This is a genomic window from Georgenia sp. Z1491, from assembly GCF_057652395.1.
Genome location: NZ_CM172729.1, coordinates 2820449 through 2835066, shown reverse-complemented (window position 1 = coordinate 2835066; position 14618 = coordinate 2820449). Strand labels below are relative to the sequence as shown.

12 protein-coding genes and 3 pseudogenes are annotated in these 14618 nt (G+C 72.6%); 13 read left to right on the top strand and 2 right to left on the bottom strand.

What is annotated here, in order from left to right; all coding sequences use genetic code 11:
* Positions 1-41 precede the first annotated feature (41 nt).
* From rimM to AC24HA_RS13010, 10 genes are all read left to right on the top strand, one after another.
* Positions 42-629, top strand: a complete 588-nt coding sequence (gene rimM / locus AC24HA_RS13055) for a ribosome maturation factor RimM (RefSeq protein ID WP_425710035.1) — start codon at positions 42-44, stop codon at positions 627-629.
* A 1-nt stretch (position 630) separates the two neighbouring features.
* Complete coding sequence (trmD, locus tag AC24HA_RS13050; RefSeq protein WP_425710036.1) at positions 631-1980, top strand: tRNA (guanosine(37)-N1)-methyltransferase TrmD; 1350 nt, start codon at positions 631-633, stop codon at positions 1978-1980.
* Positions 1981-2166: 186 nt separating this feature from the next.
* Positions 2167-2517, top strand: coding sequence for a 50S ribosomal protein L19 (rplS, locus tag AC24HA_RS13045; protein WP_425710037.1), 351 nt, complete (start codon positions 2167-2169; stop codon positions 2515-2517).
* Between the two features lie 161 nt (positions 2518-2678).
* Positions 2679-3500 carry a signal peptidase I gene (gene lepB, locus AC24HA_RS13040; RefSeq protein ID WP_425710038.1) on the top strand — a complete coding sequence of 274 codons (822 nt, stop codon included), beginning with the start codon at positions 2679-2681 and terminating at the stop codon, positions 3498-3500.
* On the top strand, positions 3497-4357 hold the full coding sequence (gene rnhB / locus AC24HA_RS13035) for a ribonuclease HII (protein ID WP_425710039.1): 861 nt from the start codon (positions 3497-3499) through the stop codon (positions 4355-4357). Before lepB ends, rnhB begins: the two co-directional genes overlap by 4 nt.
* Before the next feature lie 7 nt (positions 4358-4364).
* Positions 4365-4667, top strand: a complete 303-nt coding sequence (locus AC24HA_RS13030; RefSeq protein ID WP_425710040.1) for a DUF2469 domain-containing protein — start codon at positions 4365-4367, stop codon at positions 4665-4667.
* A 248-nt stretch (positions 4668-4915) separates the two neighbouring features.
* Complete coding sequence (locus AC24HA_RS13025) at positions 4916-5407, top strand: YraN family protein (RefSeq protein ID WP_425710041.1); 492 nt, start codon at positions 4916-4918, stop codon at positions 5405-5407.
* Positions 5407-6960, top strand: coding sequence for a YifB family Mg chelatase-like AAA ATPase (locus tag AC24HA_RS13020; protein ID WP_425710042.1), 1554 nt, complete (start codon positions 5407-5409; stop codon positions 6958-6960). Before AC24HA_RS13025 ends, AC24HA_RS13020 begins: the two co-directional genes overlap by 1 nt.
* Positions 6953-8242, top strand: coding sequence for a DNA-processing protein DprA (gene dprA, locus AC24HA_RS13015; protein ID WP_425710043.1), 1290 nt, complete (start codon positions 6953-6955; stop codon positions 8240-8242). The genes AC24HA_RS13020 and dprA overlap by 8 nt, the downstream gene beginning before the upstream one ends.
* 146 nt (positions 8243-8388) lie before the next feature.
* Positions 8389-9351, top strand: a complete 963-nt coding sequence (locus AC24HA_RS13010) for a tyrosine recombinase XerC (RefSeq protein ID WP_425710044.1) — start codon at positions 8389-8391, stop codon at positions 9349-9351.
* Positions 9352-9620: 269 nt separating this feature from the next.
* Here the strand turns inward: AC24HA_RS13010 and AC24HA_RS13005 are convergent, their stop codons facing one another.
* Positions 9621-10874, bottom strand: coding sequence for an HNH endonuclease signature motif containing protein (locus AC24HA_RS13005; RefSeq protein WP_425710045.1), 1254 nt, complete (start codon positions 10872-10874; stop codon positions 9621-9623).
* Between AC24HA_RS13005 and AC24HA_RS13000 the strand changes: the two are divergent.
* The 3 pseudogenes from AC24HA_RS13000 to AC24HA_RS12990 form a co-directional block, all read left to right on the top strand.
* Positions 10873-11292 (top strand): annotated as a pseudogene (locus AC24HA_RS13000) (transposase); the annotation flags it as partial. The gene AC24HA_RS13005 and the pseudogene AC24HA_RS13000 overlap by 2 nt on opposite strands.
* Before the next feature lie 54 nt (positions 11293-11346).
* Positions 11347-12533 (top strand): annotated as a pseudogene (locus tag AC24HA_RS12995) (IS3 family transposase).
* Positions 12494-13504: pseudogene (locus AC24HA_RS12990) on the top strand (IS256 family transposase); the annotation flags it as partial. The pseudogenes AC24HA_RS12995 and AC24HA_RS12990, both read left to right, overlap by 40 nt.
* Here AC24HA_RS12990 and AC24HA_RS12985 read toward each other — a convergent pair.
* Positions 13474-14454 carry a DUF222 domain-containing protein gene (locus AC24HA_RS12985; RefSeq protein ID WP_487563516.1) on the bottom strand — a complete coding sequence of 327 codons (981 nt, stop codon included), beginning with the start codon at positions 14452-14454 and terminating at the stop codon, positions 13474-13476. The pseudogene AC24HA_RS12990 and the gene AC24HA_RS12985 overlap by 31 nt on opposite strands.
* Positions 14455-14618: the final 164 nt, after the last annotated feature.

Here is a 14618-nt window from a genome sequence, read left to right as displayed (position 1 = left end):
TCCCACCACCGAGGCCGTCCCACCACCGAGAAGGAGTCGCCGTGCAGCTCACCGTCGCCGTCGTCGGCGCCCCCCACGCGCTCGGGGGCGAGGTCCGGCTCGACGTCCGCACCGACGACCCCGATCGCCGCCTCGTCGTCGGTGCCACCCTCGAGACCGACCCCGCCGACGCCGGACCGCTCGAGATCACGAGCGTGCGCGTCGATCGCGGGTCCCGCTACGTCCGGTTCGCCGGCGCCGAGGACCGCACCGCCGCCGAGTCCCTGCGCGGCGTCCGCCTGGTCGTCGAGACCGACGAGGAGGACGACGAGGAGGACGCCTGGTACCCGCACGAGCTGCGCGGCCTGCGCGTCGAGCACCCGGACGGGCGTCACGTCGGCGAGGTCGCCGACCTTCGGCCCGCGCCCGGGCACGACCTGCTGCTCGTCCGCGAGGCCGGCGGCCCCACCACCCCGGTGCCGTTCGTGCGCGCCCTCGTCCCGGTCGTCGACGTCGCCGCGGGCAGGGTCGTCATCGACCCGCCGCGCGGCCTGCTCGCCGGCGACCCCCTGCCCGACGACTCAGCCTCGCCCGCCGACGGCGCCGCGGACACGGGCCGAGGCGCCGCCCCGGGGACGACGGGCGACTGACGTGCGCATCGACGTCGTGACGATCTTTCCCGACTACCTCGCACCGCTCGACCTCAGCCTCATCGGGAGGGCCCGCCGTGACGGGCTCGTCGACCTCCGGGTCCATGACCTGCGCGACGTCACCACCGACCGCCACCGCACCGTCGACGACACGCCCGCCGGCGGGGGAGCGGGGATGGTCATGCGCGCCGACGTCTGGGGCGACGCGCTGGACCCGCTGCTCGCCGGCGGCGGCGTGCTCGCGATCCCGGCGCCCGCGGGCACCCCGCTCACGCAGGCCACCCTCGAGGAGCTGGCCGCCGCCGGCGAGCCGCTGGTGATCGCGTGCGGCCGGTACGAGGGCATCGACGGCCGGGTCGCCGAGCACTACCGGGAGCGCCCGGACGTGCGCGTGCTCGAGTACTCCCTCGGCGACTACGTCCTCAACGGCGGGGAGGTGGCCGCGCTCGCGCTCGTCGAGGGCGTCGTGCGGCTGTTGCCCGGCGTCGTCGGGAACCCCGGGTCGCTGACCGAGGAGTCCCACGCCGGCGACGGCACGCTCGAGTACCCCGTCTACACGCGGCCCACGAGCTGGCGCGGCCTTCAGATCCCCGGCGTCCTCACGTCCGGCGACCACGGGGCCGCGGCGGCATGGCGGCGGGAACGCTCGCTCGAGCGGACCGCCGAGCGCCGTCCCGAGCTGATCGACGCGCTCGACGCCGGCGGCCTCACCCGCGCCGACCGCCGCACGCTCGCGGGGCTCGGCCGGGTGGTCCCGGACGGCGCCGCCCACCCCGTGCCCGTCACCGTCCGTGCCGCCACCACGGACGACGCCGAGGCGGTCGCCACCCTCGCCGCCGACACCTTCGCGCTCGCCTGCCCGCCGGGCACCGCGCAGGCCGACATCGACGCCTTCGTCGCCGAGCACCTCACGGCCGAGCGCATGCGCGACCACGCCGCCTCTGCCACCGCGATCCTCCAGGTCGCCGCGACGGGCGGTGAGGGCGCCGGCACGGTGGTCGGCTACACGCTCACCCACCTGCCCGCCCGGGCCGAGGACCCGCCGTACGCGGACGACGTCGCCGGCCTCGTCACCGCGCGCCCGGCCGCCGAGCTGTCGAAGATCTACGTCGCGGCCGAGATGCTGGGCTCCGGCCTGGGCCGCATCCTGCTGGAGGCAGCGGCGTCCGCCGCCGCGGCCTCGGAGGTCGACGGCTCTCCGGTGCGTGCGCTGTGGCTCGGCACGAATGCGCGCAACCGCCGTGCCCGGAAGGCCTACGAGCGCGCGGGGTTCGTCGTCGTCGGCCCGCGACGGTTCCGGGTCGGCGACCAGGTGCACGACGACGTCGTCATGGTGCGCGACCTCACGTGAGCGGGTGCGGCGCCCGCCCTGGGGGTGGGCGCCGGGTTGTGGCAGGATGGACCGGCTTGCGCGGCACAGCCGCGGCCACCGACCTGCCGCAGGGGGTCCTGGCCCGAGCAGGCACCCGAACCGACACGGCGCGACGCGCCGACCAGCCGGCCGTGACCTGCGCGCACGGGCGAAGGAGAGAAGCTCATGCAGACCCTGGACTTCATCGACAACGCGTCGATCCGCACCGACATCCCCGAGTTCCGGGCGGGCGACACCGTCAAGGTCAACGTCAAGGTCGTCGAGGGCACCCGGTCCCGCGTCCAGGTCTTCCAGGGCGCAGTCATCGCCCGCCAGGGCCAGGGCGTCCGCGAGACCTTCACGGTCCGCAAGGTGAGCTTCGGCGTCGGCGTCGAGCGCACGTTCCCCGTGCACGCCCCGTCGATCGACTCCATCGAGCGCGTCTCCCGCGGTGACGTCCGCCGCGCCAAGCTGTACTACCTGCGCGAGCTGCGCGGCAAGGCCGCCAAGATCCGCGAGAAGCGCGACAACACCTGAGTCCGCGTCGGCCCCCGGAGTACCCGGCGGGACGATCCGGAGCGACGCCCGGCGGACGGAATGTCCGCCGGGCGTCGCTGCGCGCGGGATAACGTGAGGATCGACGGCGGCGGGACCGCCCAGCGTGCGGGCATCCCGGCCGGCCGTACCGAGGAGGACGCATGACCGAGTCGCTCACGCCCCCGAGCGCACCGACCCCCTCGGAGACCGACGGGCCGACGACCGACGGGCCGACGGGCGACGGGCCGGTGGACGACGGGCCGGTGGACGACGAGGCCCCGCGCAGGCGCGGCACCGGCAGGTCGGCCCGGCGGGGCGGCGTCGGTGCGTGGCTGCGGGAGACGGCCATCGTCGTCGTATGTGCGCTCGTGCTGTCCGTCCTCATCAAGACGTTCCTCGTGCAGGCCTTCTACATCCCGTCGGGATCGATGGAGGAGACCCTCGAGGTCGGCGACCGGGTGATGGTGAGCAAGCTGACCCCCGGGCCGTTCGATCTCGAGCGCGGCGACATCGTCGTGTTCCTCGACCCGGGCGGCTGGCTCGAGGAGGAGCCGGAGCAGTCCACCAACCCGGTCCGGCGGGCGGTCACCGATTCGCTGACGTTCGTCGGGATCCTGCCGCAGGACGCGGGGCAGCACCTCATCAAGCGGGCCGTCGGGCTGCCGGGCGACACCGTGACCTGCTGCGACGCCGACGGCCGTCTCATGGTCAACGGCGAGCCCGTCGACGAGCCGTACCTCGCGCCGGGGGCGAACCCGTCCAGCCTCGAGTTCGAGGTCGTCGTGCCCGAGGGGCACTTGTGGGTGATGGGCGACAACCGGGACAACTCGGCGGACTCCCGCGCTCACATGGGCGGCCCCGGGGGCGGGTTCATCCCGATCGACAACGTGGTGGGCACCGCCTTCGCCACCGTGTGGCCGCTGAGCAACGTCACCTGGCACTCCGACCCGGAGGAGACGTTCGAGGACGTCCCCGCACCGTGAGCACGTCCCCGAGCGCAGCAGACGGGCCCGGTCCGGCGTCCCGTTCCGCCCGGACCGGCGGGTCGTCCCGTACCGCGCAGCCCGGCGGGTCGTCCCGTTCCGCCCGGCCCGGCGGGACGTCCCGTTCCGCCCGGCCCGGCCCGGATCTGAGCCGCGAGCGCGAGCTTCTCGCCGACCTGCCCGACGACGCGGTGGTGCTCGGCGTCGACGAGGTGGGTCGCGGTGCGCTGGCCGGTCCAGTGACGATCGGCGTCTGCGCCGTCGGGCGGGCGGTCGGCGAGATGCCCGTCGGGCTCACCGACTCCAAGATGCTGCGCCCCGCCGCGCGGGAGGCCCTCGTGGAGCCGGTGCGGCAGTGGTCGGCAGCCTGGGCCGTGGGCCACGCGTCGCCCGCCGAGATCGACTCGCTCGGCATCCTGGCCGCTCAGCGGTTGGCCGCCCGTCGGGCGCTGGCCGTCGTGCGGAGCGAGCTCGCCGCCGCCGGTCTCGTCGCCGGGGCGACGATCCTCGACGGCGCGCACGACTGGCTCGCCGAGCCGGTGGCGGACCTGCTCGCCCTGGTGAGCGACGACGTCGTGCCGCCGCCCGGTGACTCCCCGCGGGCCTGGGACGTCCCCGTGCTCTGCGAGGTCAAGGGTGATATGCGGTGCGCGTCGGTGTCCGGGGCGAGCGTGCTGGCCAAGGTCGAGCGCGACGCGCTCATGGTCGAGGCGGCGCTCCGGCCGGAGCTCGAGGTCTTCGGGCTGGCCGGCAACAAGGGTTACGGCTCCGCCCGTCACCTCGCGGCGCTCGCCGACGTCGGCCCCAGCGACTGGCACCGGCGCTCGTGGCGGCTTCCCACCCGTCGGGGTGCATGATGGGGCGGTGAGTGCCGAGGACCTGGAGAACTACGAGACCGAGCTCGAGCTCGGCCTGTACCGCGAGTACCGCGACGTCGTGAACCTCTTCACGTACGTCGTCGAGACGGAGCGCCGCTTCTACCTGTGCAACAGCGTCGACGTCCAGGTGCGCAACGCCGGCGGCGACGTGTTCTTCGAGCTCAACCTCGCCGACGCGTGGGTCTGGGACGTCTACCGGTCGGCACGTTTCGTCAAGAACGTGCGCGTGGTGACGTTCAAGGACGTCAACGTCGAGGAGCTCAACCAGGCGGACATCAAGCTCCCGTAGCCGTGGGCGCCGCTCTGCCGGCGCCCGTCGCGATCGGCCGGGGCATCGCCGCCCCGCTGCCGCGCTGCATCTCCGCGCTGCCGCGCTGCATCTCCGCGCTGCGGCGCGGCATCGCCCCGCTGCCGCGCTGCCAGGAGCTCCACGCGGTCCCCACAGGGCACCCTGTGGCAGGTCCGTCCACAGCCCCGACGACGACGTGCCCCGCCTGACCGACGTCTCGCCTTGGGTGGGTGGCGGAGGTGGTCGAGATGCCGAACGGCACGGGCACGAATCAGGTCGAGGGGACGCCGAGCACGCATGCCGACGCGCGCACGTCCCCGGGGGCGGTGCCGCCGTCCGCCGCCGGGCGGCTGGCGCTCGGCACCTGGGGCGAGCGGGTGGCGGAGCAGCACCTGGAGTCCCTCGGGATCGCCGTGGTGGAGCGCAACTGGCGGGTGCGCGACGGCGAGCTCGACCTCGTGGCGTGGGACGACGAGGAGGGCTCCTGGGTCGCTGTCGAGGTCAAGACGCGGCGCAGCGCGGCGTTCGGCGACCCCGTCGAGGCCGTGACCCGCGTCAAGGCCGCGAGGCTGCGCCGGCTCGCCCGCGCGTGGGTCGTCGCCCGGGCGGTCGGCGATCGGCCCTGGGACCGGGAGGCAGGGCCCGAGGCCGTCCGGAGCGCACGGATCCGGATCGACGTCGTCGGCGTCCTCGTACGCGACGTCGGACCGGTCGTCACGCACCTCAGGTCGGTCGCCTGATGGGGGCCGCCCTCGGGCGGGCGCGGGCGGTTGCCCTGGTGGGAACGACCGGTCACGTCGTCGACGTCGAGGCGCACATCGCCGACGGCCTGCCCGCCTTCACGATCGTCGGACTCCCGGACACGGCCGTCTCCGAGGCACGTGAACGTGTCCGGGCGGCTCTGTCCTCGTGCGGCCGCCCGTGGCGCCCGTCGCGGACGACCGTCAACCTCGCGCCCGCCTCCCTGCATAAGCACGGGACCGGACTCGACCTGGCGCTCGCGGTCAGCGTGCTCGCAGCCGCGGGGGACATCGAGGACCGCCGTCCGCGCATGTTCCTGGGCGAGCTGGGCCTCGACGGACGCGTCCAGCCCGTCCGCGGCGTCCTGCCCGCCGTCCTCGCCGCACGGGACAGCGGCCTCACCGAGGTCGTCGTCCCCGCCGGGAACGCCCCGGAGGCGCGCCTGGTGAGCGGTATGACGGTGCGGGCGGTCGAGCACCTGGCCGACGTCGTCGTCGCCCTGGGTGGCGAAGCGCGCCGCCCCGTGCTCCCGGCCGGCGCGGGGGCTGGCGTCGGTGCCGGGCGGAAGGCCGACGCGGCCGGAGATGCGGCGAGACCCGAGCCGGATCTCGTCGACGTGCTGGGTCAGTCCGCCGCGCGGCGGGCGCTCGAGGTCGCCGCGGCAGGTGGGCACCATCTCCTGCTCCTCGGGCCACCGGGCGCCGGCAAGTCGATGCTCGCCGCCCGGCTGCCCGGACTGCTGCCCGACCTCGACGACGACGCGGCTCTCGAGGTGACGACCGTGCACTCCGTGGCGGGCACGTACTCCGGCGACTCGCTCGTGCGCCGGCCGCCGTTCGAGGAGCCGCACCACACGGCCACCGCGGTCGCCGTCGTCGGGGGCGGTTCCGGTCTGCCGCGGCCGGGTGCCGCGTCTCGCGCCCATCGCGGGGTGCTCCTGCTCGACGAGAGCCCGGAGTTCCCCACCCGCGTGCTCGACACGCTGCGCCAGCCCCTGGAGTCCGGGGAGATCGTGCTGCACCGGGCGGCGGGATCCGCGCGGTTCCCTGCGCGCTTCCAGCTCGTGCTCACCGCCAACCCGTGCCCGTGCGGGTACGCCGACCGGGACGGCGCGCTCTGCACCTGCTCGAGCGCCGTACGGTCCCGTTACCTCGCGCGGCTCTCCGGCCCGCTGCTCGACCGGGTGGACCTGCAGGTCAGGGTCAAGAGCGTGTCCCGCGCTGCCGCCGCGGTGCAGGACCCGAGCGAGCCGACCGCGGTCGTCGCCGCCCGTGTCGCCTCCGCCCGGGCTGCGGCCGCCGAGCGACTCGCGGGCACGCGCTGGTCGACGAACGCCGAGGTGCCGGGTTCCTGGCTGCGCGAGCGCACGGGACGCAGCGCCGTGGCGACGGTCGCCCACGCCGTCGACACGGGAAAGCTGACGATGCGCGGGATGGATCGGGTGCTGCGCGTCGCGTGGTCGATCGCGGACCTGGCAGGGAGCACGTCCCCGACCGGTCTGCACGTCGGGGAGGCCACGATGATGAGGACGGAGGGGGTCGGTCGTGGGTGAACGCGGAGGTAAGGGTGCGCCTGGGCGCTCGGAGGAGCTGGTGGCCGCGGCGGCGTGGACGCGGCTCGTGGAGGGGGCCGATCCGCAGGCCCACCGGCTGATCACCGCGCTCGGGGCGGCCGAGGCTCTTGCCTGGGTGCGGCGCGCGGTCGCCGGAACCGTCCTGCCCGCCGTTCCCGCGGGCGTCGAGGTCGGTCGGGGCACCCTCGCGACATCGGTCTCGAGGTGGGCGCCGCGGGTCGAGCATCTCGCTCCCGAGCGTGATCTGGACGCGATCGAGCATCTCGGCGGCTGGTTCGCCGTCCCGGGTGGCCCGGGTTGGGCGGCCGGCCTCGACGACCTCGGGGAGGACGCACCGCCGGGGCTGTGGGGGCGTGGCCGCCGGGATGCGCTCGGCGCCCGCGCCGTGTCGGTGGTCGGTTCACGTGCGTCGACGCCGTACGGGATGACGGTGGGCGCCGAGCTGTCCGCGGGGGCGGCGGAGGCGGGGCTCGTCGTGGTGTCGGGAGGTGCGTACGGCATCGACACCGCCGCGCACCGCGGGGCGCTCGTCGTCGGCGGTCGGTCCATCGGCGTGATGGCGGGCGGGGCCGATCGCTTCTACCCGCAAGGGAGCGCGGAGATGCTCGGGCGGCTGCTCGAGGACGGCGCAGTGGTCGCCGAGGCCCCACCCGGCTCGAACCCGGCGCGGCACCGGTTCTTGTCCCGCAACCGACTCATCGCAGCGATGTCCGGGGCGACGCTCGTGGTCGAGGCCGCGCTGAGGTCGGGCGCGTTGTCCACGGCACGGCATGCGGCAGCGATGGGTCGGCCGCTGGGCGCGGTGCCGGGGCCGGTGACGTCGATGGCGTCGGCCGGGTGCCACCGACTCATGCGCGATCAGGGTGCGATGTGCGTGACGACCGCCGAGGAGCTCGTCGAGCTCGCCCTGCCCATCGGGGCGAGCATCGAGCGCGGCGGTGGCGGTGGTGCGGCCGTGACCCGACCCGAGTCGGTCGGTGGACGTGGGCGGAGCGGTGCCGAGGGTGGTGCGGATGACGGTGGCGACGCAGGGCCCGGCGGTGGCGCCGGTCCCGGTCTGCTCGACGGGCTCGACCCGGTGTGCGCGCGGGTGCTCGACGCCCTGCCGGCGGTCCGTGCCGCGCAGGAGGCGTCGATCATGCGCAACGCCGGGCTCGATGCGAGGTCCGTGCGCTCAGCACTGGGCCTGCTCGAGCTCACCGGCCGCGTCGAGCACGTGGGGGAGCGGTGGCGCAGGGTCGAGGTTCGGCGGGCGTCCTGAGGGGCGGCCTGTCCGGCAGGTCGCCGGTCTGGGTGGCGGCGGTGGAGGGTCGAGGTTCGACGGGCGTCCCGAGGGGTGCTCCGGCCTGCCGGTCGCCGGTCGAGGAGCCGGTGCGGAACTCCGGCGGCACGCGTAGCCTGCGTGCCATGACCGGGACGAACGCGGGTGCGGACTGCGTCGGTACATCTGCACCGGGCGTGACTCGGGCGGAGCTCCTGGCGGGCTTCGAACGTCACCTCGGTCGTGAGCGTGGGCTGTCCGCGCACACCGTGCGCGCCTACCTCGGTGACGTCACCACGCTTCTCGCACACCTCGGGCACTCCGACGACGATTCCGACGTCGATGTCTCGGCGCTCAGCCTGGCGGGGCTCCGGTCGTGGCTCGCCCAGCAGAGCTCCGAGGGACTCGCCCGATCGACGCTCGCCCGGCGTGCCGCGGCCGTGCGGTCCTTCGGAGCGTGGCTCGCCCGCTCCGGGCGGGTCGAGGTGGATCCGGCCCAGCGACTGCGCTCGCCCCGGCCGGATCAGCACCTGCCGACGGTGCTGGGGGTGGACGCCGTCGAGCGTCTCCTGAGCTCGGCCGAGGAGCGTGCCGCCGACGGCGACGCCACACACCTGCGCGACCATGCGGCCCTCGAGCTGCTGTACGCCACGGGTCTGCGGGTCGGCGAGCTCGTGTCTCTGGACGTGGGCGACGTCGACCTGGCCGAGCACACGGTTCGCGTGATCGGCAAGGGGGACAAGGAGCGAGTGGTCCCGCTGGGGGTGCCGGCGGCGGAGGCGATTCAACGGTGGTTGGGGGACGGCAGGCCGGCCCTACCGGTGCGAGCCGGCGAGCGAGCACTTCTCGTCGGTGTCCGTGGCGGCAGGATCGATGCCCGCACGGTCCGCGGGATGCTTCACCGGGCGACGGCGCTCGCCGGCGTGGCGGACCTCGCCCCGCACGGCCTTCGGCACTCGGCCGCCACGCATCTGCTTGCCGGTGGTTCGGACCTGCGGTCCGTGCAGGAGATCCTCGGGCACTCCTCGCTCGCCACGACGCAGCGGTACACCCATGTGAGCCCGGAGCGGCTCCGGTCGGTCTTCTCCCAGGCTCACCCGCGCGCGTAGCTACCGATCCACGAGTAGGTGTGGATCCACCAGGGGGGGCGAGCAGCTCGCGCGCGAGCACTCGCGACCGACGCGCCAGAGGTGCCGGGGGCCGACGTCGGTGCTCGCTTTGCTTCCTCGCAGCCTCGCAGCCTCGCAGCCTCGCAGCCTCGCAGCCTCGCAGCCTCGCAGCCTCGCAGCCTTCCAGCCCGTCGGTCCGGACCGCGTGCCCTGCACCCATGTCCGGGCTGGTGTCGTGGGCGGACAACTGCGTAGACGGCGGCGAGCCTTTATTCGCGTTGGTGCGGCTCGTCGCGGCCGGTGGGTGTCCGGCTGGTGATGGGTCGGCCGTGTTGGTCGTGGAAGTGCCAGTGGCCGGTGCGGCGGGTGATGGTGATGTTGCGGGTGTGGATGAGGTCGTGGTGGTGCCAGCACAGCAGGATGCCGTGCTCGATGCTGGTGGGGCCGTGGTCCTTGTACCAGTGCAGGGAGTGGTGGATCTCGCCGAATCCGGGTGGTTCGTCGCAGTCGGGGTATTGGCAGTGTTGGTCGCGGGCGTGGATGGCCCGGGTCATGTTCGCGGGGAAGATCCGTTTGTCTCGTCCGACGTCGAGGACTGTGGATTCCGGGCCGAAGATGACGCGCATCAGTGCGCTGTCGCAGGCCAGTCGGGCGAGCATCGCGTGCGGGATGGGGGTCCCGTCCTCGAAGGTGGCGGGTTGGATGCCGTCCATCACGCGGGGGTCGATCGCGGCCGAGATCACGTGATCCTCACCGGGCTGCCAGTCGGTCAGCCACTGCCGTGCCGTCTCGGACAGGTCGAAGATCCCCGACCCATCCTGGCTCGCCGACCCGTCGGGGGTGCTGCCACGCTCGTCCACCAGCCCGAAGGTGGCGTCGATACCGAACGCTGCACCGGCGTGGGTGCGGGTGGTGGTGTGGGGGCGGGTGGTGGTGTGGGTGCGGGTGGTGGTGTGGGGGTCGCGGGGTCCGCCGGGGGCGGTCAGGGTCTGCTCGGCGGTGATCGGGGCGACGATCTGCCCGGCGGGTAGTCCCGCATGGGCCTGGCCGTGGTTGGGGGTGAGGTCGTGGGTGGCCAGCCAGCCGGCGGTCGCCGAGGCGGGTGGGATCACGGACCCGGTCGCTTTGGTGAGGGCGGTGAGGGTGTCCAGGGTGGCGGTGATCGTCACGTGCGGACGGACCCGCGCGTTGGCCTGCTGCTCACCTCGGTCGAGGCACTCGTGGGCCAGGGCGACCAGTGCGCCGGCGCGGCGTTGGGCCGGGGTGCGGTCGTCCTCGGCGCCCTTGCGGCCGGCGTGAGCGGTCAGGGCGGTGGTCACGACCTGCCCGGACAGCTCGTCGAGCCACCCCGTGAGGTGATACCCACCCGTGGTCGGGGCGATGGTCAGTTCTTCGCGGGCATCGTCCTGCCGCCAGGCCTTGTCAGCTCCGACCGGGTCGGCCCGAACCTTCCACGCCGGGCGTGTCAGATGGTTTGTGTAAGGGGTGGGGTCAGCGTTCGAAGGAGAACATGCTGTGACCATGACCAAGGAGAGTCCGGAGCGTGCGGAACGCAGACGGCGGCAGAAGGAGATCGCGGACGGTCTGAAGGGCTCTGGAGCGTTGGACGACATCTTCGCCAAGATCGATGCCGGCGAGCCGCTCACGGGTGAGCAGGGCCTGCTCGGCGGGATGCTCAAGGCCGCGCTCGAGCGGGGTCTGGGTGCCGAGCTGACCGAGCACGTGGGCTACGACCGTGGCGACGCGGACGCTGCCGAGCACCCGAACTCGCGTAACGGGACCAGCCCGAAGACCGTGGCGACCCAGATCGGGGACGTCGATCTGGCCGTCCCCCGGGACCGGGACGGGACGTTCACGCCGATGCTGGTGCCCAAGGGGCAGCGCCGTCTCGATGGCCTGGACGGCATGATCATCAGCCTCTACGCAGGCGGGATGGGTCTGCTGAGGGTTCGGTTGACTTCCTGACTGCTCTGCGGAGCGGAGAGGATGGCTCTCGTGCCGAAGATCTACTCAGAAGAGCTCAAGGCCAGCGCGTTGGAGCTGCTGGCTCAGGGGATGACGCAGCGGCAGGTCTGTGGCGACCTGGGGATGTCGAAGTCCGCGTTGCAGACCTGGGTCAACGAGGCTCGCCTGCGAGAACGCGGCTTCGAGCCCGCTCGCGGTGAGACCGCCGCGAGCGACGGGGAGCAGGCCCGGATGCTCAAACGGATCCGCGAGCTCGAGCAGGAGAACGAGATCCTGCGCAAGGCCACTGCCTATCTCTCCCAGGCCAACCTCGGCCCCGGGCAGGCCCGCCCAAAATGATGTACCCGCTGGTCCGTGACCTTGCCGCTGGCGTGATTCCCGTCGCGGTGACCTGCCGGGTGCTCGGCTTCTCCACGCAGGGCTTCTACCAGTGGCGCGCGAGCCCTGTCAGTGCTCGTGATCTGGAGGAGGCGCACCTGATCAACGCCGCCTACGACATCCACGCCGACGACCCCGAGTTCGGACACCGCTTCATCGCCGACGAGCTGAAGGACGCCGGCCACGCAGTGTCTGAGCGACGGGTGTGGCGGCTGTGCTCGCAGCAGCGGATCTTCTCGGCCACCGTGCGCCGCCGGCAGCGCTACGGCCGGCCGGGCCCACCGGTGTGCGATGACCTGCTCGAGCGGGACTTCACCGCCGAGACGCTGAACGCGACGTGGATGACCGATATCACCGAGCACCGCACCCGCCAGGGCAAGGTCTACCTGTGTGCCGTCAAGGACGCCTGCTCGGGCCGGATCGTCGGCTACGCCATCGATGCCCGAATGACCGCCGACCTGGCCGTCGCTGCCCTGCGGGACGCGGTCGCTCGCCGCGGCGGGACGGCCGTCGTGGCCGGCTGCATCGTCCACAGCGACAGAGGATCGCAATTTCGATCTCGGAAATTTCAGCGCGTACTCAAGGTCTACGGACTCCTCGGGTCCATGGGACGCGTCGGGGCTGCCGGGGACAACGCGGCGATGGAGAGCTTCTTCGCCACACTTCAGAAGAACGTGCTCGATCGGAAGCGCTGGGCTACCCGCGACGAGCTCCGGCTCGCGATCGTGCACTGGATCGAACGCACCTATCACCGACGACGACGGCAACGTCGACTCGGCAGGCTCACTCCGATTGAATACGAACTCGTCCACCACCACGCCGTCACCCTGGCGGCCTGACCCCGAAGTCAACGAAACCTTCAGCAGACCCGATGACGTTGCGGGACGTCGAGCACCACCTCGCGACCACGATCGGCACCGAGATCAGTTACGAGACGATCTCCAAGGTCGTGGACCAGATCAGCGAGGAGGTCCTGGCCTGGCAGCACCGCCCGTTGGAGGCGCTGTATCCGGTGATCTACCTCGACGCGATCGTGGTCAAGATCCGCGATGGCGGACACGTGCGCAACAGGTCCGCCCATCTCGCCATCGGCGTCGATATGGACGGGATCAAGCACGTCCTGGGTATCTGGGTCCAGGCCAGCGAGGGAGCGAAGTTCTGGGCCGGCGTCTGCGCCGAGCTGGCCAACAGGGGCGTGCGTGACGTGCTGATCGTGTGCTGCGATGGGCTCACGGGGTTCCCCGAGGCCGTCGAAGCGACCTGGCCCCAGGCGACCGTGCAGACCTGCGTGGTCCACCTGATCCGGGCCGCGACGAGGTTCGTGAACTACAAGGACCGTAAGGCTCTGACGGCCGCGCTGCGGCCGATATACCAGGCGCCCAGCGCTGAGGCCGCCCTGGAGGTGCTGGAGGCCTTCGAGGCCAGCGAGCTCGGCCGTCGCTACCCCTCGGCGGTCAAGACGTTCCGCGCCGCGTGGGAGCGGTTCACCCCGTTCCTGGCGTTCCCGCCCGAACTCAGGCGGGTCATCTACACGACCAACGCGATCGAGTCGCTGAACTACCAGCTCCGCAAGGTCACCAAGAACCGGGGCCATTTCCCCAACGACGCCGCGGCAGTGAAGCTGCTGTGGCTGGCGATCTGCAACATCGAGGACAAAAGAGCGCGCGAGCGAGCCAAGGAACGAGGACGACCCGCCGCCGAGCGACGAGCCTCGGGCCGGCTCGTCGAGGGCGCTGTCACCACGAACTGGAAGACGGCCCTCCAACAGCTCTCACTGGTCTACCCCGACCGAATCAACCCCCACCTCTGACCCGGCCCCCTTACACAGACAACTTGACAGGCTCTCCACGCCGCGACCAGTCGGGCGAAGTCCTGGGCGTGCATGACCTGGGCCTGCCCGACCAGGAACCCCTCACCCATCACCGTATCCGCGAGCTGGGTGCGCAGCCGGCTGGTGGACAGGGTCTCGCGGACCAGGACCTGCACATGCTCGACACTGATCCGCCCCGCGGACAGCGCCCCATGCGCCAGGGGCAGATCGTCGCGCAGCGCGCGGGCCTGCCGGGCCTGCCGACCCGCCACTGCCACGCTGGTCCCGGTCCGGTCCCGCAACCAGGTCCGGAACGACCGCTGCCCCTCCAACGCCCACACACCATCGGCCTCGACCTTCGCGGTGGCGGCGGCCCGGAGCGCGGTCAGTCGTCGTTCGGCGGCCTCGATGCTCTCCAACACCTCGATCGCTTCCTGCCCGGACAGGTCCCCCACGCGAGCCTGGCTGAGCTCGTCGAGCTGAGCCACGATCTCCCGCACCCCACCGACCACACCCACCGACGACACAGGCTCACGAACGTGCCCGACGACGCCCCGCTCGACGGCGTCAGCGTGGATGAGCGTGGGCGCCGCGGGCAGGTCGTGCTCCTCCTCGTCGAGGTCTGCCCCGTCCTCGTCGAGGTCTGCCCCGTCGTCGTCACTGTCAGTGACCGCGCAGCCACGGGTCTCGTCGTTGACGTCCTCGACTGCGGCATCGGTACCGGCGACGTCCTCGGCGTCCGCATCGGCATCGTCGGCGTCGGCGCCCGCATCGGCATCGCACCCGACGGCGTCGCTGACCTCCCCGGCCCCGGCGACATCGGAATCAGGGTCGGTCTCAGAGGCGGCGTCGTTCTGGGTTGCCTTCGTGGCGAGCCAGGCCTCGATCTGCGCGGAGAGCAGCTCCTCCAGAGCCGACCACTCCTGGTCCACGCTCACGTCCTCAGCCACTGCCCCCGCACCTCCTCGTGCCACTCGAACCGACTACCCCAATTCTACTCGAACACATATTCGAGGACAAGCGAAATGCCCGAATCTGTGGACAACTACGCCACATCCACCACCCACCCTGACCTGGGGAAAAACCGTGCCCACGACAACCACCACCCGCGAGC

Excerpts from the sequence above, each read along its gene's own strand:
- AC24HA_RS13025 (WP_425710041.1), top strand. The coding sequence starts at position 4,916 with ATGCCGAACGGCACGGGCACGAATCAGGTCGAGGGGACGCCGAGCACG.
- rplS (WP_425710037.1), top strand. The coding sequence starts at position 2,167 with ATGCAGACCCTGGACTTCATCGACAACGCGTCGATCCGCACCGACATC.
- lepB (WP_425710038.1), top strand. The coding sequence starts at position 2,679 with ATGACCGAGTCGCTCACGCCCCCGAGCGCACCGACCCCCTCGGAGACC.
- AC24HA_RS13010 (WP_425710044.1), top strand. The coding sequence starts at position 8,389 with ATGACCGGGACGAACGCGGGTGCGGACTGCGTCGGTACATCTGCACCG.
- AC24HA_RS13020 (WP_425710042.1), top strand. The coding sequence starts at position 5,407 with ATGGGGGCCGCCCTCGGGCGGGCGCGGGCGGTTGCCCTGGTGGGAACG.
- AC24HA_RS13005 (WP_425710045.1), bottom strand. The coding sequence starts at position 10,874 with ATGGTCACAGCATGTTCTCCTTCGAACGCTGACCCCACCCCTTACACA.